This window comes from Streptomyces vietnamensis (assembly GCF_000830005.1).
GTDB classification, from domain to species: domain Bacteria; phylum Actinomycetota; class Actinomycetes; order Streptomycetales; family Streptomycetaceae; genus Streptomyces; species Streptomyces vietnamensis.
The window spans coordinates 6,391,143-6,415,221 of sequence record NZ_CP010407.1 but is presented as its reverse complement, the minus strand read 5'-3'; the positions used below and the strand labels follow the sequence as shown (position 1 = coordinate 6,415,221).

Genomic DNA, 24,079 nt, shown 5'->3' with positions numbered 1-24,079 from the left:
GTCAGGCTCTCGCAGTCCACTGATGACCACCCTTCCCATCGGAGTGGCGGAATCCGCCGACCGACCCAGCGGATCCGCCCCCCGAAACATCACGGAGCCTCCGCGTGACCCTGGTCACAGCCGGCGGGCCCTTCAGGGAGCGGGGACCGCCACCGCCGTGAGGAGGAGGTTCCGGTGGGCCCTCCAGCGGCCCGTGAAGCCGGTGAGGGGGGTGCCGTCGACGGTGGGGCCCGGGACCAGGAGGCGGGCGTGGAAGGTGCCGGTGTCCGGGTCGAGGGTGACCAGGGCCTCATGGAAGTCCAGCCAGCGGCCGGTGAGCGGGAACCACGTCTTGTAGACGCTCTCCTTCGCGCTGAACAGCAGCCGGTCCCAGCACACCTCCGGGCGCGCGGCCGCCAGGCGGGCGAGGCCGCGGCGTTCCTCCGGGAGCGTGACCAGGTCGCGGACGGCGGGGTCCGGGAGCGGCAGATGGGGTTCGGCGTCGATGCCGAGGGAGAGCACACGGTCCGTGCGGGCGACGGCCGCCGCGCGGTAGCCCTCGCAGTGCGTCATGCTGCCGGTGGTCCCGGACGGCCAGCGGGGCGCGCCGCGCTCGCCCCGCAGGATGGGGGCGGGCGGCACGCCCAGGGCGGCGAGTGCGGCACGGGCGCAGAAGCGGGTGGTCGCGAACTCCGTGCGGCGCTTCTCCACGCTCGTCGCCACGAGCGCCCGCTCCTCCTCGTACAGGACGGCGTCGGGCGGATCGCCGAAGACCTCCCTGGCCTCGGCGCCCGACGGGAGCAGTTCCTCGATCACGGGGCCTCCGGCGCGGGTCGTCGGACGGGTCGTCGAACAGACCCTAGCGGGTCACGGCGGCGATGGGCCGTCGGACGACGGAGAAGCGGCCGTCCTCCTCGCGGGTTCCCCGGGCCGGTCCTGACGGCCGGGGTCCTGCACGGCGTACGCCTCGGTGTCGCCGGGCAGTCCGGCGGGCCGGCCCCGGTACGCGAAAGCGGTGCCGCCCGCGTGCGGGGCGCACACGAGCCGGCACCGGGGGCGGGACGGGAAGGACGGCGGCCCGGGCGGGGGGGTCCCGGGGCCGCCGTCCGTCGAAGGGGGCTTATGAGGCCTCCCGGCTCATGGTGCGCCAGGTGACGGCGGCGCTGGCGGTGACGGCGAGGAGCAGGGAGCCGATGATCGCTCCGGTCACGGTGCCGCCGTCGAGGTGCAGTCCGACGTCGGTGGAGGTGGCCTGGGAGAGGCCCGAGGCCATTCCGGCGAGCGGCGGGAGGGTGACGAGGACGCCGAGGGCGGCGCCGACGGCCACGACGAGGGAGGTCTCGCCGACGGAGAAGAGGAGCAGCTGGCGGACGGTGCCGCCGGCGGACTTCATCACCGCGAAGTCGCGGCGCCGGCCGTGGGCGGTCATGGCCATGCTGTTGGCGACGGCGATGCCGCTGTAGCCGACGGCGATGACGATGAGCATGGCGGCGAGGCTGTCGGTGAGCTCGGCGTCGGTGTTGTAGTCGTCCAGGGCGTACTGGAGGGCGTCGTGGAGGGCGGTGCCGGGCACGAGCTCGGTGGGACGGTTGGCCCGAGGGACGAAGATGTCGTCGGTGAGGGCGGCCGGGTCGTGGCTGCGGACCAGGTCGCGGGAGACGACGAAGTCGCCGCGGGCGGGGTCGTCCGGGAGGACCTGGGCGACGCGCAGGCGGACGCTCTCCCCGTCGGCGAAGCGCACGGTGGCCTCCTGGCCGGCCTTGAGGTTCAGGGTCTTGGCGGTCCGCTCGCCGAGCACGGCCCGGCCGGGCTTGCTCCAGCGGGCGTCGCGGGAGCCGAGGACGTCGATGACGGTCTGCTTGCCGGGTTCGCCGACGAAGGCCCGGGTGGGCAGGGCGGCCTTGCCGACGGGGTTGGCGGCGGCGACCTCGTCGGTGTTGCCGGGGGTTCCGTCCGGCGTGACGATCAGCTGGCCCTGGACCTTGAGGGCCTCGCCGGCCGGGTAGGCGACGCGCATGGTCTCGACCATGCCGCTGAGCAGGACGGCGAAACCGACGGCGGCGATGACGGGAGCGGCGAGGGAGGCGGCGCGGCGGGAGTCGGCGCCGAGTTCGGCGCGGACGAGCAGCGGGCCGGCCGATCCGGACCGCTGGAAGGGGGCGGTGAGGGCCCGGCCGGCGGGGCCGACGAAGACGGGGGCGAGGAGCGCGGCGGCCACGATGAGCACCATGGTCGCGAAGACGGCCGTGTTGACGCGGTCGTCGGCGGCCGCGGTGGCGGTGCCGATGGCGAGGGCGGCGCCGAGGCCGAGGACGGCGAGGCCGCTGATCCAACGGGCGCGGCCCATGGTCTTGTTGGCGGAGCGGCTGTCGAGCAGTGCCTCGATGGGGGTGACCTTGGCGGCGAGCCGGCCGGCGGACCAGGCGCCGAGGACGCTGACGCCGATGCCGATGGCGGCGGCGGTGAACAGGGGCCAGGCGGAGACGGTGATCTCCAGGCCGGGCGGGGTGACGTCCAGGCCGTCGAGGACGTTCCGCAGCAGCGGGGCCGCCGCGACGCCGGCGAGACAGCCGGCGAGGGAGCCGAGGAGGCCGACGGCGGCGGCCTCGCCGAGGACCATCCGGCGGATCTGGCGGGGGGCTGCGCCGATGGTGCGCAGCAGGCCGATCTCGCGGCGGCGCATGCCGGTGGAGAGGACGAGCATGGAGGCGACGACGAAGACGGTGGTGAACAGGCCGAGGATGGCCATGGCGCCGATGAGCTGGGTGCCGAGGAACCGCTTGTGCTCGATGTACCGGGGCTGGAGTTCGGCCCGGTCGTCGCCGGAGACGACGGTGCCGGCGGCGCCGACGGCGCTGCGGGCCTGCTGCGCGAGGTTCCCGGCGGAGGTGCCGGGCTCGGGGACGAGGCCGATGACGCCGACGCCGGGTTCCTGGCGTGCGGCGAAGGCGTCGCTGAAGTAGTAGCCGGGTCCGTCGACCGTGCCGACGACCTTGAACGGGGTACGGCCGGCGGTGATGTTGACGGTGAGGTCGGAGCCGACGGGGACGCCGAGGGCGCGGTCGACGACTACCTCGTCGTCGGCGGTCGGGGCGCGGCCCGTGACGAGCTTGTACGGGGCGAGCCGGGTGCTGGCGAAGCCGTGGCCGGCGTCGACGGCGCCCTCGTCGGTGACGGGCCGGTCGCCGCGGAACGCCTGGGCGTAGAAGGTGCGGTCGACGACGGCCGCGGCGACGCCGGGCACCGCTGCCAGCTTCTCGACGAGCGGTGCGGCCTCGGCGCGGCTCCACGGCATCCGGTCCTCGGGGCTGCCGTCCTGGTCGGGGGCCTGGTTCGGCAGGGCGAGGGCGGCGGTGCCGGCGTAGCGGGGCTGGACGTCGAGGCGGGAGGAGTCGTAGATGACGAGGGTGGTGGTGATCAGTCCGACGCCGACCGTCACGGCGACGAACGCGCCGAGGAATCCGGCCCAGCGCTCACGGATGTTCGCAAGGATCAGCATCACGCCTCCAGCCGGGCCATGCGGGCTGCGATGGAGGCGGCGTTCCGGCCGTCGGGGTCCCGGGTCAGGGTGACGCGGTCCGCGATGCGGCCGTCCTTGAGGAAGACGACGACGTCGGCGACGGCGGCGGCCGCCGGGTCGTGGGTGACCATGAGGGTGGTCTGTCCCTCCTGGTCGACGAGCATGCGCATCATCCGGAGCACCTCGCGCGAGGTGACGGTGTCGAGGGCGCCGGTGGGCTCGTCCGCGAAGAGCACGTCGGGGCGGGTGACGAGGGCCCGGGCGAGGGCGACGCGCTGCTGCTGGCCGCCGGAGAGCCGGCTGGGCCGGTGTCCGGCGCGCTCGGCGAGGCCGACGGCGGCGAGGGCGGCGGCGACCTGCTCGCGGCTGACCCGGCGGCCGGCGAAGCGGGAGGGCAGCTCCACGTTCTGAGCGGCCGTCAGCGACTCCACCAGGTTGAAGGCCTGGAAGACGAAGCCGATGTGGTCGCGGCGGAGCTTGGTGCGCTCCTTCTCGGTCTGCTGCCCGATGTCGACGCCGGCGAGCATGATCCGGCCGTCCGTGGGACGGTCCAGGCCGGCCGCGCACTGCAACAGGGTGGATTTCCCGGAACCCGACGGACCCATGATCGCGGTGAAGGTGCCGCGGGGAAAGCCGATGGAGACTCCGTCCAGGGCGGTGACGGAGCGGTCGCCGGCGCCGTGGACCTTTCGTACGGTGAAGAGCTCGACCGCATCCTGTGCGGGGGCGTGCCTGGTGGTCGTCATGGCATCGATTCCACCGGGAAGGCCCCCGGAGCCGCACTGATCCGCGCTCTACTCCTCAAGTAGAGCTGGCTCTACCTGGAGGAGACGAAAGTCCGGGATAGCGTTGCGGCCATGCATCCGAAAACGGCCTGGCAGGCGATGGCTCAGCGGCCGCTGAGCTTCCTCACCTCCAGCTGGCCCTGGCGCTCGCTGGCCTATCTGGCCGGCGGGGTCGTGGTCGGCGCCGCCGCCGTGCTGGTGTTCGCCACCGGCCTGGTGGCGGGGCTCGTGCTGCTGGTCGTCCTCGTCGGGGTGGCGCCGTTGGCCGGCGTGGTGCTGTCCTCGATGGCGGTGGCGACGGTCGAGCGGTACCGGCTGCGTCTGGTGGACCTGGACAGCCTGCCGAACCCGCACCGGGAGCCGGAGGCGCCGGGGCTGCGGAGCTGGGTCGCGACGCGGCTGAAGGAGCAGGTGACCTGGCGGGAGCTGATGTTCACGCTGGTCTCGGCGGCGGCGCTGTGGTGGCTGGACCTGCTGGTGCTCTGCTTCTCGTTCGGCGTGCCGGTGCTGACCTTCGAGGCGGCGGACGGGGACACCTGGCCGTGGGCGGTGTTCGGCGCGGTGGTCCTGCTGGCCTCGCCGTACACGGTGACCTCGTGGGCGGGGGCGCGGGCCGCGCTGGCCCGGACGTTCCTGGCCCCGCGCGACGAGGAGCTGGGCGAGGAGCTGAAGGAGGTGCGGGCCTCGCAGGTGCGGCTGCTCGACTCCTTCGACGCGGAGCGGGTGCGGATCGAGCGGGACCTGCACGACGGGGCGCAGCAGCGGCTGGTGTCGCTGGGCATGACCCTGGGCCTGATGCGTCTCGACGTCCCGGAGGGTTCCCCGCTCGCCGAGCGGCTCACCGAGGCGGAGGGGCAGCTCGCCACCGCGCACAAGGAGCTGCGGAGCCTGATCCGGGGGCTCAATCCGCCGGTGCTCGCGGATCACGGTCTGGTCGCCGCGATCCAGGACTACGCGAGCCGGTTCCCGATACCGGTGACGGTGGACCTCCAGCTCCCGGGCCGGCTGCCGAGGCAACTGGAGACCACCATGTACTACGTGATCAACGAGGCCATGACGAACATCGCCCGGCACAGCGGCGCCGCGCATGCCGCGGTCCGCGGCCGCTACCACTCCGACCTGCTGGTCCTCGACATCTCGGACGACGGGAAGGGCGGCGTCGACCCGGAGGCCGGCAGTGGTCTGACCGGGCTCGCCGACCGGCTCAAGGCCCTCGGCGGCCGGATGCGGGTGTCGAGTCCGGCGGGCGGTCCCACCCTGCTGCATGTGGAGGTCCCGTGCCACTTCGCGTGATCGTCGCCGAGGACGCCGTTCTGCTGCGCGAGGGCCTGGTGGGCCTGCTGCAGCGGTTCGGCCACGAGACCGTCGCCGCGGTCGGCGACGCGGACGCCCTCGTCGAGGCCGTCCGGAAGGACCCGCCGGACCTGGTCGTCACGGATGTGCGGATGCCGCCGTCCAACGGCGACGACGGGTTGCGGGCCGCGGTGGACCTGCGTGAGGTCCACAAGGGACTCCCGGTCCTGGTGCTCAGCCAATACGTCGAGCGCTCGTACGCGATGCGGCTGCTCGACTCCTGCGGCGGCGCCGGGGTGGGATACCTCCTGAAGGAACGCATCGGGGCGGTGGCCGACTTCATGGCCGCGGTCGACCGGGTCGCCGCGGGCGGCGCGGTCGTCGACCCCGAGGTGATCCACCAGCTGGTACGGCTGCGCCAGGACCCCCTGGAGCGGCTCAGCGGCCGGGAGAAGGAGGTCCTGAGTCTGATGGCGCAGGGACATTCCAACGCCAATCTGGCGTCCCAATTGTTCATCAGTGAGGCGGCTGTCAACAAACACATCGGCAATATCTTCAATAAACTGGACCTGCCGGTGGACACCGACGGCCATCGACGCGTTCTGGCGGTGCTCGCATTCCTCAGGGCGTAACGAGAAGAACCGGATATCCGGGGGAAAAGAAACCGATCCCGCGGAAGACGGCACCGCCTGAACAGGCGGTGCCGTCTGTTCCTGCCAGGAAAGGCCGGTCACTCCGCCTCGGGGGTGGCGCGGTGACCGGCCGCGGGGCGCCGGAGCGTCAGTTCACGGAGTCGAGCTTCGCCCGCTGCTCCGGGGTCAGTTCGAGCTCGACCGCGCCCAGGTTCTCCTCCAGCTGGGCCACCGAGGAGGCACCGACGAGGGGGAGGACCGGGATGTCGCCGCCCATCAGCCAGGAGAGCACCACCTGGTTGACGGTGGCGCCGGTCTCCGCCGCCACCTCGCGGACCGCCTTCAGGCGCGGCTCGGTGCCGGCGTGCTCGAAGCCGGGGCCGAGCGGCTTGTCGTCCCGTACGTACGCGCCCGAGATCAGCGGCGAGTACGAGACCTGCGTGAGCTCCGGGTTGGCGCGCAGGTAGCTGAGCAGGTCGCCGCTGACCAGGCCCTGGTTGCCGTCGGGCGAGCGCAGGCTCGGGATGTCGGTGCGCTGGCGCAGGTAGCTGTGGTGGTGCTGGAGCACCTCGTAGCCGGGCACGCCCGCCGCCGCGGCGAGGGTGCGGGCGCGCTCGATGCGCCAGGACCAGTGGTTGCTCGCGCCGAGAAGGCCGGCCACACCGTCGGCGACCACGTCGGCGAAGCCCTGGACGGTCTCCTCCAGCGGGGTGTTCTCGTCCATGATGTGCGCGTACAGCAGGTGGATCTTCTCGATGCCGAGGCGTTCGCGGCTGCGCTCCGAGGACTCGCGGATGACCTTGGCGGACAGGCCCTCCACGTCCAGGCTGAAGCCCGTGGTGGGCTGGTTGGGGCGGGCGCCGAGCTTGGTGGCGATGGTGAACTCGTCGCCGACGCCGCGGCTCTTCAGCCAGCGGCCGACCAGCTCCTCGCTCTCGCCGCCCTGGGTGCCGTTCACCCAGAACGCGTAGTTGTTGGAGGTGTCGATGAACGTGCCGCCGGCCTCGGCGAACCGGTCGAGGATCGCGAAGGAGGTGGCCTCGTCGACGATCGTGCCGAAGGTCATGGTGCCGAGGCTCAGTACGCTGACCTCGCGGCGGGTCTCGGGGGAGCTTCCGATGACGCGGTACTTCATGACGGGTCCTTTCGGATGGGGGTGTGGTCCGGGGTGTCCGTCCCGGTGGCCGGCAGGTCGGCGCGCAGTTCGGACGCGACGGCGTCCAGATGGGGCCGGAGGTAGAAGTGGCCGCCCGCGTAGACGCGCAGGCGGTAGGCGCCGGTGGTGTGGGTGCGCCAGGCCAGCGCCTGCGGCTCGTCGACCCGGGGGTCGATGTCGCCGATCAGGGCTGTGACGGGGCAGTCCAGTGGCGTGGCACCGCGGAAGCGGTACGTCTCGGTCGCCACGTAGTCGCTGCGGACGGCGGGCAGGATCGCGGCGAGGAGCTCCGGGTGGTCGAGCATCTGCTCGTCCGTGCCGCCGAGGAGCTTCATGTCCGCGATGAGCAGCTCGTCGTCGGCCAGGTGCACCGCGCCCGGCGCGGGGATCGACGGCGCGCGCCGGCCGGAGACCGTGAGGGCCGCGGGCGGGAGACCGGCGTCGCGGAGCCGGCAGGCCACCTCGAAGGCGAGGGAGGCGCCCATGCTGTGCCCGAAGATGCCGAACGGCCGGTCCAGGTAGGAGTCCTGAGTACGGATCAGCTCGGCGGCCACCAGGTCGGCCAGCTCGTGCAGCGACTCCACGCACGGCTCGCCGAACCGCTCCTGGCGGCCCGGGTACTGCACCACGAGCACGTCGGCGTGGTCCGCGAGTGCGGCCGAGAGCGGAAAGAAGTACGAGGCGTTGCCGCCCGCGTGGGGGAAGACGAGGAGGCGCGGGGCGTCGGCGGGCGCGGTGTGGAACCGGCGCAGCCACCGCGTCCCGGTCGGCGGGGCCGGGGTCGTGGTCCTGCGGGGCCTGACCGGGGCCGTCATGCCGTCGTCCTCGCCCGCCCGTTGCCGCCGCGCGCGGGGCGGGCGGCGATGGGGATGTGCTTGTAGCCGGAGACGAAGCTGGACCGCAGCCGCTCGGGACGGCCGGCCGGACGGAAGTCCTCGAAGCGGGTGAACAGCTCGTGGAAGAGGGTCTTGAGGCTGACCCGGGCGACGCTGTGGCCGATGCAGTAGTGCGGTCCGATGCCGAACGCGAGGTGCTTGTTCGGCTTGCGCCGGATGTCGAACTCGCTGCCGCGCGTGAAGACCCGGTCGTCGCGGTTGGCGGAGCCCAGCCAGACCACGACCGCGTCCCCGGCCTTGATCCGGGTGTTGCGGATCTCCACGTCGCGGGTGGCGTACCGCAGGAAGTGGTTGACCGGGGAGGCCCAGCGCAGCGACTCCTCCAGGGCGGTGGCGTCCAGCTCGGGGTGGGCGGCCCAGTCCTGGAGCACGCCCGAATCGATGAACTCGGCCATGACGAAGTTCGGCGCGTGCGGGGTGGTGACGTTCGCGCCGAGCAGCAGGCTGTAGCAGTTGGCGACGATCTCGTCGGACGCCATGTGCCGGCCCTCGAACTCGGTGGAGATCAGCACGCTGAGCAGGTCGTCGCCCAGGTTGTTGCGGCGGAAGCGGACGAGGTCCTGGAAGTAGGCGAACAGGTCGCGGTGGGCCGCCTTCAGGGTGGCTTCGCGGCCGCCCGGGTCCTGGTACTCGGGGTCGTCGGCGGCGATGCACACGGTGGTGAGCCGGTTGAGCCAGGCCCAGTCCGCGGTGGGGAGGCCCATCATCGTTCCGGTGACCGACATCGGCATCGCGAGCATGGCCTGGGCGAAGTCGAACGTGCCGCCGTCGCCGAGCGGTTCGATGAGCGGCACGACCAGGTCGCGGATCATCTCGCGCTGCTTGTCGACCGACTTGATGGCCAGGGCCTTCTTGAGCCGGCCCTGCATCTCGGTGTGGCGCGGCGGGTCGGTGGCCGCGAGCTGCTTCCCGCTGGCCGGGTCGTCCTGGCCCAGCAGGTCGAGCATGGTGCCGCGTTCGGAGGTGAAGGTCGCGGTGTCGCGCAGCACGCGGTCGGAGTCGTCGAAGCGGACGACGTTCCAGAACCAGCGTTCGTCGTCGACCTCGTGGCGGGTCAGCGTGTCGAGCGAGCGCATGTGGCGCCAGAGCGGATGCGGGTCCCCGTCGCTGTAGAGGCGCGGGTCGACCAGGTCGAAGGCGTCGGCCGGTCCGGTCGCCGCGGCGTGCATCGGGCAGCCGGGCGGGGGCGTGAGCGGCGGTACGTCGGGGGCGGATGTGGCGTAGACGGTCAAGACCCGTCTTCCTTTCGCCGGGCGGGCTTTCGCCGGGGCGGGCGGTGGGAACGCGCCATGACGTGCGGGCCCGCACCGTACGAAGGGCACGGCGCGGGGCGCACGAGGGAAGGGACGGGGCACGGACCACCGGGATCACGACCCGGGGCGGGGCCCAGCGTGGCGCGACGGGGAACCAACCGGTCTGCGCGGTGCGACGGCCGGGAGACGGCCGCGCGGGAACGGTGCTGTGGGCACAACGTACATGACGGCCGGGGGAAGGTGAAGCCGTGTCCCCCGGTCCGGCACGTCCCCCCGTCACTCCGATACGTCGTCCAGGAACCCGCTCTTGGCGATCAGGTACGCCAGCTGCGCCCGGCTGCGGCTGCCGAACAGCTCCGCCGCCCAGCGCATGTGGTTGGCCACGCTGCGGGTGCTCATGCCGAGCCGGGCCGCGATCGCCTCGTCCGTGTGGCCGTTGACCATGTGCCGCAGGATCGCCCGGCGCACCTCGTCCGTCAGCAGCGGGGGCAGCCGGGTGCTGGGGAAGCTGCGCAGCGGCGACGCCCGCTGCCAGGTGTGCTCGAAGATGCCGACCAGGTACCGGACCACGCCCGGATGCTCCACGGCGAGCGCGATCTCGCTCCGCTCCGAGCTGGGATCGGGGATGAAGGCGACCTTGCGGTCGCAGATGATCAGCCGGTCGAAGACCTCGTCCAGCGTCCGCACCTCGCCGCCCGCCTGCGCGATGTGCTCGACGTACATGAGCGTGGGCTGGTGGGAGCGGATCGTGTGCTGGTAGATCGTCCGCTGCGACACTCCCCGCCCGATCGCCTCCAGATCGCTGGCGAGCGCCTTGTCCAGCATCTCCTGGGGGCGGCCGCCGCCGGGCTGGGCCGTCAGCAGTTCCTCCTGGCAGGCGTGCACCGCGGCCGAGAGGGTGGCGCTGATCGCGTTGGCCCCCTGGACCACGCGGATCAGATGCGACTCCCCCTTGCCGTAACTGTCGAGATAGATCTCCTGCGCCTGGGCGATGGCGGCCCGCATGGCCGCCAGGGCGTTCTTCTTCTCCTCGATGGCGCGTTCCATGTGGTCCATCTGGGCGCCGGCCGCCAGTCGCGGCGGGATCGGGGCCAGTGTCCCGTCGGGCACGCGCTGGACGAGTCCCAGGTCGAGCAGGCAACGCGGACATTCACCGGATGCGGGCCGGCCCTGCAGCGCGTCCGCGTAGTACTGAAGGCCGTCCGCGCAGATCTCGGCGGTCGGACCTGCGCCTCCTTCGTTTCCAATGTCCGCTCTCGTGCACATTTTCCCACCCTGCTGGTTCTCGCATTGCAGGATCATCCTCCCCGATCAGCGAGACCTGGGGCGCAAAGACAACGCAAGATTTCGGCCGGGGAACCACCCACCGTCTGAACCCTGCAGATCAGCTCTGACCAAGGTAAGAAAGCAAGGTAGAAAGATGCTTCAGCGCTTTTCCGTCCGCTTCCTGGCCGCCCTCGCACTGACGGTTCTGGCCACCGCGGGCCTGGCCGCCGCCGGCTCCTCCCCGGCCACCGACGTCGCCGCCGACTCCCAGTGGGGCCCGACCCCGCCGCCGGCCCCCGCCCCGGTCGCCCCCGTGACGCTCGCCGGCGCCGACGACTCCCAGTGGGGCTGAGCCCCCACTCACCCACCCCGCCCGCCCCTTCCGCAGATTTCGGAGGCCCCTTCGTGCTGCCCGCGGCACCGCACGGTGCGTCACCGTCCGATCACGCCTGGTATCCGGCCACCCGGGTGCAGCAAGGCATGTGGGTCCTGGACCGGGACGAGCTGCTGCGTCCCACCCAACTGGTCCCCACGGTCGTCGAGTTCACCGGCCCCGTGGACCACCGGGCCCTCGTATCGGCGGTCGGGCGGTCCCTCTCCCGGCACCCCTCGCTCCGGGCCCGCTTCCGGCTCGACGTCAAGCGCCGCCAGGTCGAGTACCGCACCGACGGTCCGCCGGCCGAGCCCGGCTTCCTCGACGCCGAGGCCGAGGGCTGGACCGAGGAGGAGGTCGACAACCTGGTACGGGCCCTGAGCGCCGCGCCCTTCGACCTCGCCCGGGACGCGCCCGCCCGCGCCGAGATCATCCGCATGGGAGCCGAGCGCACCCTGCTCGCGCTCAACGTGCACCACATCATCTTCGACGGGGTGTCCCGCGGCATGCTCCTGGAGGACATCCGCACCCTCTACCGGGCCGCCGTCGACGGGGTCGAGCCACAGCTCAGCACGCCGCCGCACCCCGCCTCCGTCGTCGCCGAGCGCACTCCGGAGGAGATCGCCGAACAGGTCGCCGAAGTCGTCGACCGGCTGCGCGGCGCACCCGCCGAGGTCCGACTGCCCTTTCCCCGCACCCCCATCGCCGGGTCGGCGGAATCGCTGCTCGGAGCCTCTCTCGCCACCTCCCTCGACCCCGACACCACGGCACGGGTCATGGCGGTGGCCGCCCAGGAGGGCTGCACCCCCTTCATGGTCGGCGTCGCACTCCTGGCCGCCACCCTCGCCCGCACCGGACCCCAGCGCGACTTCCTCATCGCCTTCGCCTGGCCGGGGCGTGACGATCCCGACACCGCCGACGTGATCGGGATGTTCATGACCACCGTCGTGCTCCGGGTCACCGTCGGGCCCGAGGACACCTGGCACGACCTGCTCGGCGACGTACGCGTCAGCGGCATGGAGGCGTTCGTCGACAGCGACGTCCCCCTGGACGCGGTGTCCGCCGCCCTCAACCCCGACCGGAACGCCCTGTGGCCGCCACTGTCGCCGGTCCTGGTCAACCTCGACGAGGCGCCCCGGTCCGTGGACCTCACCCCCGGCATCACCGGGAGGCTGCGTCCGCTCGACCCGATGTTCGTCAAGTACGACCTGGCCGCGTTCGTCCGTCTGGAGGACACGCCCGACGGACGACGGCTCGCCCTGTCCCTGGACTACCCGGTCAACGTGTTCGACACCGGCGACGTCAAGGACTTCCTCAACGCTCTGCGGCACAGCGCCGTGGACCTCGCCACCTTCCCGGAGAACCCCGTGCTCGAAGAGTCCGTACGTCCCACCGCCACCGCCCCGGCCGTCGACCTGGACGACCCGGCCGCGCGCCTCGAACTCGTCCGCTCCATCTGGCGCGAGATCCTGGACACCGACGACGTCGCCGACGACGTCAGCTTCTTCGAGTCCGGCGGCGACTCGCTGCTCCTCGTCCTCCTCGTCGAGCGCCTCGGCCAGGTCTCCGGCCGCGAGGTCCGCACCATGGACCTGTTCCGCTCGCCCACCGTCGGCGGCCAGGCCGACCTCATCGCCGCCGCGGCCGAGCCGGCCGCCGCCCCCGCCGCCGGGGACCGGGCCGCGCTCCTCGCCGCCGCCCGCACCCAGGGCGGAGCCGCCCGATGACGGCCCGCTCACTGGCCGCCGAGATCCTGGACCTCCCGGACGGCCCCGACGCCTTCGGCGACGAGAGCTTCATCTCCCTCGGCGGCGACTCGCTGCGCGCCCTGCGCCTCGCCGCCGTCCTCCAGGAGGAGCTCGGACTGCGCGTGCCGCTCATGGAGCTGCTCGGCGACGCCCCGCTCGCCCAGGTCCTCGACGCCGCCACGCCCGTCACCGCCCCCGGGCCCGAAGCCCGCGCCGACGACCGGAACGGACCGGCCGAGCAGTCGCTCACCCCCGCCCAGCGCGGCATGTGGCTGATCGAGCGGGTCGCCGGCGGCTCCCCGTACAACCTCGTCTTCCGCTGCTTCACCGACGGCGGCCGGCTCGACCGCGACGTGCTCGCCAAGGCCGTCGCCGCCACCGTCGCCCGCCACGAGGGACTGCGGACCGTCTTCCGCGAGAGCGACGACGACGTGGTCCAGGAGATCCTGCCCGCCTACGTACCCGAGCTCGTCGAGCACACCTACGTCGGACCGGCCGAGGCCTTCGAGAGCGAGGTCCGCCGCCAGGGCGCCGACCTCGGCCGCGAGCCCTTCGACCTGGCCGCCGCCCCCGCCTACCGGTTCGGCCACTGGGCCCCCGCCGACGTCTCCGACGAGCGCAGCGCCCTCGTCCTCGCCGCGCACCACATGGTCCTCGACGGCCACGCCGTCGGCCAGCTGCTCCGGGAGATCCTGGAGACGTACACCGAGCTCACCGCCGCGGCCGACCAGGCCGTCCCCCGCGACCTCGGCACTCCGCTCGCGGCCCTGCGCCGCCACCAGGAGGAGGCCAGGGCCCGGGGCGCCTGGGACGAGCAGACCGCGCTCTGGCGCGAGCGCCTCGACGGGGTGCCGTCCGTCCTCGAACTCCCCGCCGACCGGCAGCGCCCGGCCGTCCAGGACGGCGCCGGCGACCGCCTCGGCCTCGACCTCGGTCCCGCCGTCACCGAGCGGGTCGCCGCCCGGGCCCGCGCCCTCGGCATCACCCCGTACGCCTTCCTGCTCGGCGCCTTCGGCCTCACGCTGGCCCGCCGCACCGGAGTCCGCAGCCTCCTGGTGGGCGTGCCCCTGCTCGGCCGCGGCAGCTCCGAGCTGAGCCGCCTCATCGCCGTCGCGGGCAACCTCGTCCCCGTACGCGTCGACGTGGACGACGACCTCGACGTCGCCGCCTTCCTGCGCGGGGTCCACCGCTCGCTCGCCGCCGCCATCGACGCCGGCGACCTGCCCTTCGAGGAACTCGTCGCCCGCCTCGGCGTCGAGCGCAGCCTCGGCTGCCACCCGCTCGTCCAGGTCTGCTTCGGCATGCACGACCAGCTCGTGCCGCGCGAACTGACCGCAGGACCGCTGCGCGTCCGCATCGAGGAGGGCCACGGCGGCGGCTCCCAGTTCGACCTGACCATGCTCATCGGCCATGCCGACCCCTCGTACGCCGGTCACCTGGAGTACGCCACGAGCGTCTGGCACCAGGCGGAGGCGGAGGGCTTCGTCGCCGACTTCCGCGCCGCGGTCGGGCAGCTCGCCGACGCCCCCGACGCCCGGCTCGAGGACGTCCGCGGCATCTCCGCCGAAGGCCGCGCGCTGCTCGACGAGATCAACGCGAGCGGCCGGGACTTCCCCGTCACGTCGCTCGACGCCCTCTTCCGCGAGGTGGCCGCACGGACGCCCGACGCCGTCGCCGTCCGCGACGCCGAGCAGACCCTGACGTACGGTCGACTCGCCGAGGCCGCCGCCGAACAGGCCCGCCTGCTGCTCGCCGCCGGCGTGCGGCCGGGCGACCGGGTCCTGGTGGGCGTGGAGCGCTCGGTGGCCGAGGCCGTCGCCGTCCTCGGCGTGGCCCGGGCGGGCGCCGCGTACGTCGGCATCGACCCGACGCTGCCCGACAGCCACGTCACCAAGATCCTGGAGCGGGCCCGGCCCACCGCCGCCCTCACGGGCCCCGTCGCCGGCCCGGTCGCCGAACGCTTCGCCGGCCTCGGCGTACCCGCCGTCGCGACCTGGGAGCCCGACTGGCGGCCCGGCCCGGCCGACGCCGTGGCCACCCCGCCCGCCGACCCGGCACGCCTGGCGTACGTCGCCTTCACCTCGGGCTCCACCGGGCAGCCCAAGGGGGTGTGCGTCCCGCACCGGGCCGTCATCCGCCTGGTCCACGAGGCCGGTTACGTCCGCCTCGGCGCGGGCGAGCGGATGCTGCGGCTCTCCCCGCTGTCCTTCGACGCCTCCACCCTCGAGCTGTGGGGCGCCCTGCTCACCGGCGCCGTCCTGGAGGTGCACCCGGCCGGCCTCGCCTCGCCGACCGAGCTGGGCGCCTTCCTCCAGGAGCGCGGGATCACCGTCGCCTGGCTGACCGCCGGACTCTTCCGGCTGGTCGAGGAGTTCGCGCCGGAGTCCCTCGGCGGCCTGCGCCAGCTGCTGACCGGCGGCGACGTGGTGCCCCACGAGCACACCGCCCGCCTCCTCGCCCGGCACCCCGGCATCGTCGTCACCAACGGATACGGCCCGACCGAGAACACCACCTTCACCACCACCCACTCGGTGGCGCGCGCCGAGGACGTGGACGGACCGCTGCCCATCGGCCGCCCCGTGCCCGGCACCCGTGTCCACGTCCTCGACGCCCGTCGCCGGCTGCTCCCGCCCGGCGCGGTCGGCGAGCTCTACACCGGCGGTGACGGCCTGGCCGACGGATACCTCGGCGACGAGGCGGAGACGGCCCGGGTGTTCGGGCACCTGTCCCCGGACGTGCCCGAGCGCCTCTACCGCACCGGCGACCTGGTCAGGGTCGACACCAGCGGTCGTCTCCGCTTCCTCGGCCGCGCCGACGACCAGGTCAAGCTGCGCGGCTACCGGATCGAGCTGAGCGCCATCAGCGACGTGCTCACCGAACACCCCGAGGTGCAGGACGCCGTGGTGGTCGTGACCGACGGCGGCGGCGCCGACAAGCGCCTCGTGGCCGCCGTCGTCCTCGCCCCGGACGCGGCCGTCGACGCGGTCGCGCTGCGCGACCTGCTCACCGAGACGCTGCCGTCCTACATGGTGCCGACCCTGTGGGCCGTGGTGGACCGGCTGCCGGTGACCGCCAACGGCAAGGTGGACCGGCGGGCCCTCGTCGCCGTGGCCAAGCCCGCCAGGCGGTCCGCCGGCACCCCCGTGGCGGCCGTCGAGGAGCCTGTGGCCGCTCCGGCTCCGCCCGCGGTGGACCTGGAGCGCATCGCCGGACTGTTCGCCGCCGTCATCGAGGGCGAGCCCGTCACCGACGTCACCGAGGACACCGACTTCTTCGTGATCGGCGGCAACTCCCTCGGCGCCGTACGCCTCATGCGCAAGGTCAAGCAGGAACTGGGCGCGACCGTACGGCTGCGGGACTTCCTGCTGTCGCCCACGCCCGCCGGGCTGAGCGCGCTCGTCGAGAAGGCCGCGGAGCGATGACCTCTGCCACGGCACCGGTCCCGCCGCCGTCCCTCGCGGACGGCGTGCGGGCGCCGGAGTGGGACGAGGGCCTCGACTGCTGGGTCGTGGCCGACCCGGCCCTGGCCCTGCAGGTCCTCAACCACCCCGGCTTCGCCTCCGGGACCTTCGAGCGCTCCTTCCAGCTCTACATGACGGACGCGGCCCGCGCCGAGTACCGGGAGCTCACCGAGTTCCTGCGGCTGTGGTTCGTCCAGGCCGACGCCCCCGAGCACACGGCCCTGCGGCGCCCGGTCCAGCGCATGTTCTCCGCCTCGTACGTGCGGTCGCTCGTTCCGCGCATCGAGGAGATCACGGACGAGTGCCTGACCGCGCTCGCCGCCGGGGCCGCTCCGCAGGACGTCATGCCGACCGTCGCCGAGGGCATCTCCGGCAAGGTCATGGCCCACGTCGTCGGGATCGACGTGCCCCCGCCGGTGCTGCACGAGTGGTCGCGGACCCTGTCGCTGTTCATCGGCGCCATGTACCGCCGCGACTACGCGCAGGCCGCCCACCGGGTCATGGTGGAGATGTCGGAGGCGCTCGTCGGCGCCCGGGCCCTGGACGGCTTCCCCACCGACACCCCGGAGGACCGGGCCCGGACCACCGCGACCTGGGCCATGTGCCTGTTCGGCGGCCTGGAGACCACCGCCTCGCTGCTCGGCTCCACGGTCCTGACCGCGCTCGGCGACCGGGCCCTCTGGGACACCGTCGTCCGCGACGAACCGGGTGCGGTGACCGGCCTCGTGGAGTCGGTGCTGGTGAGCAGGCCGCCGCTGCGGCATCTCGGCCGGGTCGCCGCGTACGACCAGGAGTTCGCGGGGGCGCGGCTGCGCCAGGGGGACCTGGTGCTCGTGAGCCTCACGGGTCAGGGGCCGCTGGACGAGGTCGTCCCGGAGGCCGAAGCCCCGGCGGCCTGTCCGGTCACCGGCGCCGCCGCCCCGGCGGGCGGGGACCGGAACCTCGTCTTCGGTCACGGGCCGCACTACTGCGTGGGCGCCCCGCTGGCCCGGTCGGAGGCGGCCGTCCTGCTGCGCCGGCTCGCCGCGCGGTTCCCGCACGCCCGGCTGTCCGACGAGGCCGCCGTGTGGGGTCCCAACCTCAGCTACGTCGGCCTCGACCACCTGTACGTCGACCTGGGCGGAGAAGCCTGACATGTCCCTCACCCTTGCCGAGGGCACCCCGGTGCCTCTCGACGACGGCGCCGTCGCCGTCGTCGGCATGGCCTGCCGGCTGCCCGGCGCGCGTGACGTCCGCGCCTTCCGGGCCATGCTGCGGGCCGGCCGGGACGGCATCAGCCGGCCCGGCCGCGAGGAGCTGCTCCGGTCCGGGGTGGACCCCGCGTACGCGGGCCGGGAGAACTTCGTACCGGCCATGGGCGTCATCGAGGACTCCCGCCGCTTCGACTGGTCCTTCTTCCGGTACAGCCGGGCGGAGGCCGCGGCGATGGACCCGCAGCAGCGGGTCTTCCTGGAGTGCGCGGCCACGGCCGTCGACGACGCCGGCCTCGACCCCGTACGGTTCCCGGGCCGGATCGGCGTCTACGCGGGCGCCGACCGCTCGGGGCCGGGCCGCGACGACGACGGGCTGGGCGAACTGGCGCGGCACATCGGGCGCGAGAAGGACTTCGTCGCCACCCGCGTGGCCTACAAGCTCGGCCTGCGCGGCCCCGCCCTCACCGTGCAGACCGCCTGCTCCACCTCGCTCACCGCCGTCCACCTCGCGGTGCGGGCACTGGTGGGCGGCGAGTGCGACGCGGCCCTCGCGGGCGGCGTCACCGTGATGCCGGACGGCGAGTGGGGCTACCTCTTCGAGCCCGGCGGGATCCTCGCGCAGGACGGGCACTGCCGCCCGTTCGACGTCCGGTCCGGGGGTACGGTGCCCAGCGAGGGCGTGGGCGTGGTCGTGCTCAAGCGGCTCGCCGACGCCGTACGCGACGGCGACCGGATCGCGGCCGTCATCGCGGGTACGGCGGTCAACAACGACGGCGCGGACAAGATGGCCTTCACCGCGCCCTCCGCCACCGGCCAGAGCGAGGTCATCCGCGCGGCCCTGGACGCCGCGGGCCTCGCCCCCACCGCCATCGGGCACGTGGAGGCGCACGGCACCGCCACGCAACTGGGCGACCCCATCGAGGTCCAGGCGCTCACCGAGGTCTTCGGGGCGGCGAGCGGGGAGACCGGCTGGTGCGCGCTCGGCGCCGTCAAGGGCCACGTCGGGCACACCGGCGCGGCCGCCGGGGTCACGGGCCTGATCAAGACGGCGCTCATGCTGGAGCACCGCGAGATCTACCCGACCGCGCACTACACGGCCCCCAACCCGCTGCTCGAACTGGAGCGTTCGCCGTTCCGGGTGACGGAGCGCTTCGAGCCCTGGGAGCTCGGCGCGGGGCAGGAGCTGCGGGCCGGCGCGGTCAGCTCGTTCGGCGTGGGCGGCACCAACGCGCACGCGGTACTGACCGAGGCACCGGCCGTCCGCCGCCGGCCCGCCGGCCCGCGGACCGCCGGGCCGGAGCTGCTGGCGCTGTCGGCGCAGAGCCCGCGGGCCCTGGCGGGCCTGGGCGAGGCGCTGGCGGATCATTTCGCCGCGGTGGTGGAGGCGCGGGAGACCGCGGCCTCGGAACATTTCGCCACTGTGGTGGAGGCACGGGAGACCGCGGCCTCCGCCCAGGAACTCGACGCGTCGGCAGGGGCGACCGGGCACGGAGCCGAGGCACCGGACCTCGACACGCCCGCCCCCGGAGCCGGGGAACCGGAACTCGGCGCCGTCGCACGGACGTTGGCCGGGCGTCGGGTGCATCGGCACCGGCAGGCCGTGGTCGTGCGCGACGCGGCCCGGGCCCCCGAGGCCTTGCGCGCGGCGACCGCCGCGGCCGGCGAGCCGCGGCGACTGGGCAAGGTGGCCTTCCTCTTCCCGGGCCAGGGCACGCTCAAGAGCGCCGCGGGCGAGGCCGCGTACCGCCTGCTGCCGGAGTTCCGCTCCGCCTTCGACGAGATCCGCACGCTCGCGGACGAGCGGTGCGGCGTGGACCTCGGCCCCGTGATCGTCCCGGCGTCCGCCGGCCCGGACGCCGACGACTGGTACGCCGACACCGTCCACCAACAGCTCGGCCTCTTCGCCCTGGGCCTCTCCTTCGGGCGCCAGCTGGCCGCGTGGGGCGTCACCCCGCACGCCATGCTCGGCAACAGCATCGGCGAGTACGCCGCCGCGGCCCTCGCCGGGACCTGGAGCCTGCCGGACGCCGTCGGACTGGTCCACCGCCGGGCCGTCGCGATGCGCGACGCCTCCCCCGGCCGGATGGCCCTGGTCGAGGCCGACCCGGCCGAGGTCGAGGCCCGGCTGCCCGCGGACGCGGCCGTCACCGTCGCGGTGCGCGGCAACGGCTCGGCGGTGCTCTCGGGCCCCGAGGCCGCCATGGACTCCCTCCTCGCGGGGGACGCGCTGAACGGACTGCGCGTCACCCCCGTCCACACCCGGCGGGCCTTCCACTCGCCGGCCATGAACTCGGCAGCCGAGGCGGTGCGGGACCATCTGTCGTCGATGCCCGCCCGCCCGCCACGGCTGCCGTACATCTCCAACACCACCGGCGACTGGGCCGATCCCGGGGCCGCGGCCGAACCCGGCTACTGGGCGGCGCACCTGCGCGAGCCGGTCCGGCTCGACACCGGCACCGCCACCCTGCTGGCCGCCGGCTGCACCACCTACCTCGAACTGGGCCCCGGCGGCTCGATGACCGGCTCGCTGCGGACCGCCCCCGGCTGGGCCCCCGGCCACCGGACCGTACGGCTCGCCCCCGGCGGGCGGGCCGACGCCGAGACCGGGCTCCTCGACGCGATCGGCGCCCTGTGGGAGCTCGGCGTCGACCGCGCCCTGGAGACGGTCCTCGAGGCGCGGTACGCCGACCCCGAGGACCGGCCCGCGCACTGCTCGCTGCCCGCGCACCCGTTCCTGGGCGAGGACCCGGCGACGGTGAAGGCGAAGGCGCCGCACGAGGGGCGGAGCCCGGCCCCGGTCCCCGGGCGCCCGGACGCCGGGCGCCGCCCCCGGCGGGCCGTCCTCGAAGAGGTGTGGTGCCAGACCCTCGGCGTCGCCGCCGTGGCCGACGGGGACGACTTCTTCACGCTCGGCGGCGAGTCGCTGCTCGCCCTCGCGCTCACCAACGCCGTCCGCGAACGCCTCGGCGCGGAGGTCTCCGTCACCGACTTCTCCCTGAAGGGCACCTTCGCCGGACTCGTCGAGCTCGTCGACCGGCGGCTGCCCGGCGAGGACGGCCCCGTCCACGACGCGCCGCCGCCCGGAGTGGCCACCCTGCGGGAGGGCACCGGACGTCCCGTCTTCCTCGTCGCGGACGCCCTCGGCAACGCCCTGCCCTACCGGGAGCTGGCCGCGCGCCTCTCCCCCGCGGGCGACCGTCCGGTGCTGGCCCTGGAGCGGCCCGTGCCCCGCGGCGGCGGCATCCGTGCCCTGGCCGCCGCCCACGCCCGGACCCTGCTGAGCGCCCAGCCGGAAGGTCCGTACACCCTCGGCGGCTGGTCCTTCGGCGCCGTGGTCGCGCACGAGACCGCGCGGCTGCTCATCCGCCGGGGGCGGACGGTGGACCTGCTGTTCGGCCTCGACGGCTACGTGCCCGACACCCGCCCGCTGCCCGTCGCCACGGCCCCGGACTTCCTGCTCGGCGGGGTACGGGCGGGCCTCGACACCCTGCTCGGGGTCGGGCCGGCCGCCGGGGCGCTCCGTGCCGACCCGGAGGCGCGCCGCCGGTTCCTCGCCGGCCAGGCCGCCCTGCTGGCCCACCGGCCGGGCCCGGTGACGTGCCCCGCCGTGCTCTTCAAGGCGGAGGCGGGCCCGGGCACGGCCGCCCACCTCGGCCGGCGTCTCGCGGGGCTGTACCCGGCGGGTCTGCGCGTGGTCCCGGTCCCCGGCGACCACTGGTCGATGCTGCGGTCCCCGCACGTCGACGAGCTGGCCTCGCGCATCGACGAGGCACTCAAGACGGTCCCCCGGGCCGCGGAACACAAGGAGAGGAAGGACTCATGACGGTCTCACAGACACCGCCCGACAGTGCGGCTGACGAGGAGCGGAAGGAAGAGGAGCGCCCGGAGCTTCGGAAGGAGCCGGGGCAGACGGAGAAGCCGGAGACGCCGGAGACGGCGGAGACGGCGGAGCAGCCGGAGAAGCCGCTCCTGAAGAACCTCGACTTCCAGGCGCTGTGGACCAGCGAGGCGTTCGCCGCGCTCGCGAAGGAGACCGCGGAGGTCGCGTACCCCCTGCTCATCCTGTCGTCCACCGGCTCCGCCTTCTACGCCGGCGCGGTCGGATCGGCCCAGCTCATCACCGCCAGCCTGCTCTCCATCCCCGGCGGCACGCTCGCCGACCGGATGGACCGCCGACTGCTGATGATCATCTGCAATGTGGTCCGGGTCGTCCTGCTCGGCCTCTTCGGCGTGCTGATCCTCGCCGGCCAGACCCACCCCGCCCTCATCTTCACCGTCGCCGTGGGCTCGGCCGCCTGTCTCGGCATCTCCAACCCGACCGGTCTCGCCGCGATCAAGCAGCTCGTCCCGCCGTCCCAGCTCACCCAGGCCACCGCCCAGAACCAGATCCGCTACTTCGCCGCGACCATGGGCGGCCCGCCCGTCGGCGGCACCCTCTTCGGCGTGGCGCGCGCCTTCCCGTTCCTGAGCGCGGCCGTCGGTTTCCTCGTCTCCACGGTCCTGCTGCTGTTCATCCGCAAGCCGATGAAGGTGGAGCAGCTCGCCCCCGGGGAGAAGCGCAACACGGCCGAGGGCTTCCGGATCCTGGCGCGCCAGCCGGTCCTGCGGCTGCTGATCGTCTGGATCATGGGCTCGAACATGGCGTTCACCCACTCCGGCGTCTTCCTCGCACTCATCGCCACCGCCGAGAGCCGGGGCGCCTCCGCGGGCTTCACCGGCATGCTGCTGTCCATCGCCGGCGTCGGCGGTCTGGTCGGCTCGCTCATCGCGGGCCCGGTCATCAAGAGGGTCGCACCGGCCAAGCTCTTCCTGACCGCCGCGTGGATCGGCCCGGTGGCCGCCGTGCTGCTCGCCAACGTCTCCGGGCTCGTCCCGCTCGGCATCATCGTCGCCTGCGTGTTCCTGCGCGGGCCCATCACCAGCGCCCTGTTCCTCGCCTACCTCGCGGCGATGGTCCCGGACAAGGCGCAGGGCCGGGTCCTCGGCGCCGTGATGTTCATGTCGATGATCGCCGCCCCCGTCGGCGTGTTCGCCATCGGCACCATCTTCGACCAGGCCGGCCCGGTCTGGGTGTTCACCGTCATGGCCGTCGTCTCGGGACTGGCCGCCCTGCCCACCCTCAGCCCGCGCATCCGCAACCTCGCGCCCCCGGAGACGTACGCGGACACCGTGTCCGCCGACACGACGCCCGCCGACAAGGCGTCCACCGCCAAGGCATCCACCGACAAGGCATCCGCGGACAACGAAGGAGAGACCCGATGACCACCGAACTCCCCCGCACCGCCGAGCAGCTTCCCCCCGAGTTCTTCACCGCCCCCGAGGGCAACGACCTCCACACGGGCAACGCCAAGCTGCGTGCCACCGGTTGCCCGGTCCACGCCATCAACTACCCGGTGGGAGGCGAGGGTTACGTGGTCGCCGACTACGCGACCGCGCTCAAGGCCTTCAGCGACCCGCGCCTGTCCAAGAAGGTCGACAACGCCCCCGCCTGGTTCCGCGACCTCGTCAAGGACTCCAGCCCGGTCCTGGTGCGCAACATGCTGACCGCCGACCCGCCGGAGCACACCCGGCTGCGCAAGCTCGTCAGCCGCGCCTTCGTGCCTCGTCGGATGGAGGTGCTGCGCCCGCGCATCCAGGAGATCACCGACGAGCTCATCGACGCCTTCCCCGAGCACGGCGAGGTGAACCTGACGGAGTTCGCCTTCTCGCTGCCGATGCGCGTCATCTGCGAGTTCCTCGGCGTCCCGGTCGAGGACCGGCCTCAGCTGCACACCTGGGGCAACTGGCTCAGCGGCGCCCCGTACCCCGACGCCGAGTCCAACGAGAAGCTCAAGGACGCCAGCGAGAACATCGAGCGCTACCTGACCGACCTGCTCGCCGACCGGCGCGCGGACCTCGGCGAGGACCTGGTCAGCATCCTGGTGCGGGCCGCCGACGAGGAGGGCCGCTTCACCAACGACGAGCTGATCTCCACCCTCGTCCTGCTGATCATCGCCGGGCACAAGACCACCGCCAACCTCATAGGCAACGGCGTCCACGCCCTGCTCACCCACCCCGACCAGCTCGAACTCCTGCGCAGCCGGCCGGAGCTGGCCGAGTCGGCCATCGAGGAGTTCCTGCGCTTCGAGTCCCCGGTCTACCGCGGCACCCTCCGCGTCGCCGCCGAGGACATGGAGCTCGGCGGCTGCCCCATCCCCAAGGAGAGCTTCGTCCACCTGCTGATGGGCTCCGCCAACCGGGACCCCGAGGCCTTCGAGAACCCCGACGAGCTGGACATCACCCGCACCGCCAACCGCCATCTCGCCTTCGGGCAGGGCCCCCACTTCTGCGTCGGCGCGCCGCTCTCCCGGGTCGAGGGCCAGATCGCCTTCACGACCCTGCTGCGCCGCCTGCCGGGCCTGCGCCTGGCCGTGCCCGAGGAGGAGATCGAGTGGCTCTTCGACAACTCCACCAGCCGCGGACTCGTGAAGCTGCCCGTCACCTACGACGTCCGCCGCGCCGCCGACGCCCCCGAGGGGAACTGA

16 protein-coding genes are annotated in these 24,079 nt (G+C 73.6%); 9 read left to right on the top strand and 7 right to left on the bottom strand.

All coding sequences use genetic code 11. From position 1 onward, the window contains the following. Nucleotides 1–132: 132 nt before the first annotated feature. The 3 genes from SVTN_RS28805 to SVTN_RS28795 all read right to left on the bottom strand — a co-directional run bounded on the left by SVTN_RS28805 (nucleotide 133) and on the right by SVTN_RS28795 (nucleotide 4,245). Entirely contained in the window at nucleotides 133–795 is a 663-nt protein-coding gene (locus SVTN_RS28805) for a 4'-phosphopantetheinyl transferase family protein (protein WP_041131716.1), read from the bottom strand. A gap of 304 nt (nucleotides 796–1,099) precedes the next feature. Continuing rightward, nucleotides 1,100–3,478 carry an ABC transporter permease gene (locus SVTN_RS28800; RefSeq protein ID WP_052499344.1) on the bottom strand — a complete coding sequence of 793 codons (2,379 nt, stop codon included), beginning with the start codon at nucleotides 3,476–3,478 and terminating at the stop codon, nucleotides 1,100–1,102. After that, the gene (locus SVTN_RS28795) at nucleotides 3,478–4,245 is read right to left on the bottom strand and encodes an ABC transporter ATP-binding protein (protein ID WP_041131715.1); all 768 of its coding nucleotides are present in this window, start codon (nucleotides 4,243–4,245) and stop codon (nucleotides 3,478–3,480) included. Before SVTN_RS28795 ends, SVTN_RS28800 begins: the two co-directional genes overlap by 1 nt. 111 nt (nucleotides 4,246–4,356) lie before the next feature. Between SVTN_RS28795 and SVTN_RS28790 the strand changes: the two genes are divergently transcribed. Together SVTN_RS28790 and SVTN_RS28785 are read left to right on the top strand one after the other, a co-directional pair. Further along, nucleotides 4,357–5,577 carry a sensor histidine kinase gene (locus SVTN_RS28790; protein ID WP_041131714.1) on the top strand — a complete coding sequence of 407 codons (1,221 nt, stop codon included), beginning with the start codon at nucleotides 4,357–4,359 and terminating at the stop codon, nucleotides 5,575–5,577. Beyond that, complete coding sequence (locus tag SVTN_RS28785) at nucleotides 5,562–6,209, top strand: response regulator (protein WP_078908540.1); 648 nt, start codon at nucleotides 5,562–5,564, stop codon at nucleotides 6,207–6,209. Before SVTN_RS28790 ends, SVTN_RS28785 begins: the two co-directional genes overlap by 16 nt. Before the next feature lie 148 nt (nucleotides 6,210–6,357). On the opposite strand, the gene SVTN_RS28780 is transcribed toward SVTN_RS28785, so the two are convergent. The 4 genes from SVTN_RS28780 to SVTN_RS28765 all read right to left on the bottom strand — a co-directional run bounded on the left by SVTN_RS28780 (nucleotide 6,358) and on the right by SVTN_RS28765 (nucleotide 10,780). Then, on the bottom strand, nucleotides 6,358–7,344 hold the full coding sequence (locus SVTN_RS28780) for an aldo/keto reductase (protein ID WP_041131713.1): 987 nt from the start codon (nucleotides 7,342–7,344) through the stop codon (nucleotides 6,358–6,360). After that, on the bottom strand, nucleotides 7,341–8,180 hold the full coding sequence (locus SVTN_RS28775) for a thioesterase II family protein (protein WP_052499343.1): 840 nt from the start codon (nucleotides 8,178–8,180) through the stop codon (nucleotides 7,341–7,343). Before SVTN_RS28775 ends, SVTN_RS28780 begins: the two co-directional genes overlap by 4 nt. Then, nucleotides 8,177–9,493 carry a cytochrome P450 gene (locus SVTN_RS28770; RefSeq protein ID WP_245727663.1) on the bottom strand — a complete coding sequence of 439 codons (1,317 nt, stop codon included), beginning with the start codon at nucleotides 9,491–9,493 and terminating at the stop codon, nucleotides 8,177–8,179. The genes SVTN_RS28775 and SVTN_RS28770 overlap by 4 nt, the downstream gene beginning before the upstream one ends. Before the next feature lie 297 nt (nucleotides 9,494–9,790). Next, entirely contained in the window at nucleotides 9,791–10,780 is a 990-nt protein-coding gene (locus SVTN_RS28765; RefSeq protein WP_041131712.1) for a LuxR C-terminal-related transcriptional regulator, read from the bottom strand. Nucleotides 10,781–10,934: 154 nt separating this feature from the next. Here SVTN_RS28765 and SVTN_RS28760 point away from each other — a divergent pair, with 154 nt between their 5' ends. Genes SVTN_RS28760 through SVTN_RS28730 form a run of 7 tightly spaced genes read left to right on the top strand, consistent with a single transcriptional unit; the run spans nucleotide 10,935 to nucleotide 24,079 of the window. After that, the gene (locus SVTN_RS28760; RefSeq protein WP_041131711.1) at nucleotides 10,935–11,132 is read left to right on the top strand and encodes a hypothetical protein; all 198 of its coding nucleotides are present in this window, start codon (nucleotides 10,935–10,937) and stop codon (nucleotides 11,130–11,132) included. Nucleotides 11,133–11,185: 53 nt separating this feature from the next. Further along, a complete protein-coding gene (locus SVTN_RS28755; RefSeq protein WP_052499342.1) occupies nucleotides 11,186–12,880 on the top strand; it encodes a condensation domain-containing protein in 1,695 nt (564 codons plus the stop codon). Next, on the top strand, nucleotides 12,877–16,323 hold the full coding sequence (locus SVTN_RS28750; protein ID WP_041131710.1) for a non-ribosomal peptide synthetase: 3,447 nt from the start codon (nucleotides 12,877–12,879) through the stop codon (nucleotides 16,321–16,323). Before SVTN_RS28755 ends, SVTN_RS28750 begins: the two co-directional genes overlap by 4 nt. Then, entirely contained in the window at nucleotides 16,320–17,495 is a 1,176-nt protein-coding gene (locus SVTN_RS28745; protein WP_041131709.1) for a cytochrome P450 family protein, read from the top strand. Before SVTN_RS28750 ends, SVTN_RS28745 begins: the two co-directional genes overlap by 4 nt. A gap of 1 nt (nucleotide 17,496) precedes the next feature. Next, entirely contained in the window at nucleotides 17,497–21,378 is a 3,882-nt protein-coding gene (locus tag SVTN_RS42460; RefSeq protein ID WP_052499341.1) for a type I polyketide synthase, read from the top strand. Continuing rightward, complete coding sequence (locus tag SVTN_RS28735) at nucleotides 21,375–22,817, top strand: MFS transporter (protein WP_078908538.1); 1,443 nt, start codon at nucleotides 21,375–21,377, stop codon at nucleotides 22,815–22,817. Before SVTN_RS42460 ends, SVTN_RS28735 begins: the two co-directional genes overlap by 4 nt. Continuing rightward, a complete protein-coding gene (locus tag SVTN_RS28730) occupies nucleotides 22,814–24,079 on the top strand; it encodes a cytochrome P450 family protein (protein WP_041131708.1) in 1,266 nt (421 codons plus the stop codon). The genes SVTN_RS28735 and SVTN_RS28730 overlap by 4 nt, the downstream gene beginning before the upstream one ends.

Excerpts from the sequence above, each read along its gene's own strand:
- SVTN_RS28800 (WP_052499344.1), bottom strand. The coding sequence starts at position 3,478 with ATGCTGATCCTTGCGAACATCCGTGAGCGCTGGGCCGGATTCCTCGGC.
- SVTN_RS28795 (WP_041131715.1), bottom strand. The coding sequence starts at position 4,245 with ATGACGACCACCAGGCACGCCCCCGCACAGGATGCGGTCGAGCTCTTC.
- SVTN_RS28790 (WP_041131714.1), top strand. The coding sequence starts at position 4,357 with ATGCATCCGAAAACGGCCTGGCAGGCGATGGCTCAGCGGCCGCTGAGC.
- SVTN_RS28780 (WP_041131713.1), bottom strand. The coding sequence starts at position 7,344 with ATGAAGTACCGCGTCATCGGAAGCTCCCCCGAGACCCGCCGCGAGGTC.
- SVTN_RS28775 (WP_052499343.1), bottom strand. The coding sequence starts at position 8,180 with ATGACGGCCCCGGTCAGGCCCCGCAGGACCACGACCCCGGCCCCGCCG.
- SVTN_RS28765 (WP_041131712.1), bottom strand. The coding sequence starts at position 10,780 with ATGTGCACGAGAGCGGACATTGGAAACGAAGGAGGCGCAGGTCCGACC.
- SVTN_RS28760 (WP_041131711.1), top strand. The coding sequence starts at position 10,935 with ATGCTTCAGCGCTTTTCCGTCCGCTTCCTGGCCGCCCTCGCACTGACG.
- SVTN_RS28750 (WP_041131710.1), top strand. The coding sequence starts at position 12,877 with ATGACGGCCCGCTCACTGGCCGCCGAGATCCTGGACCTCCCGGACGGC.
- SVTN_RS28745 (WP_041131709.1), top strand. The coding sequence starts at position 16,320 with ATGACCTCTGCCACGGCACCGGTCCCGCCGCCGTCCCTCGCGGACGGC.
- SVTN_RS42460 (WP_052499341.1), top strand. The coding sequence starts at position 17,497 with ATGTCCCTCACCCTTGCCGAGGGCACCCCGGTGCCTCTCGACGACGGC.
- SVTN_RS28735 (WP_078908538.1), top strand. The coding sequence starts at position 21,375 with ATGACGGTCTCACAGACACCGCCCGACAGTGCGGCTGACGAGGAGCGG.
- SVTN_RS28730 (WP_041131708.1), top strand. The coding sequence starts at position 22,814 with ATGACCACCGAACTCCCCCGCACCGCCGAGCAGCTTCCCCCCGAGTTC.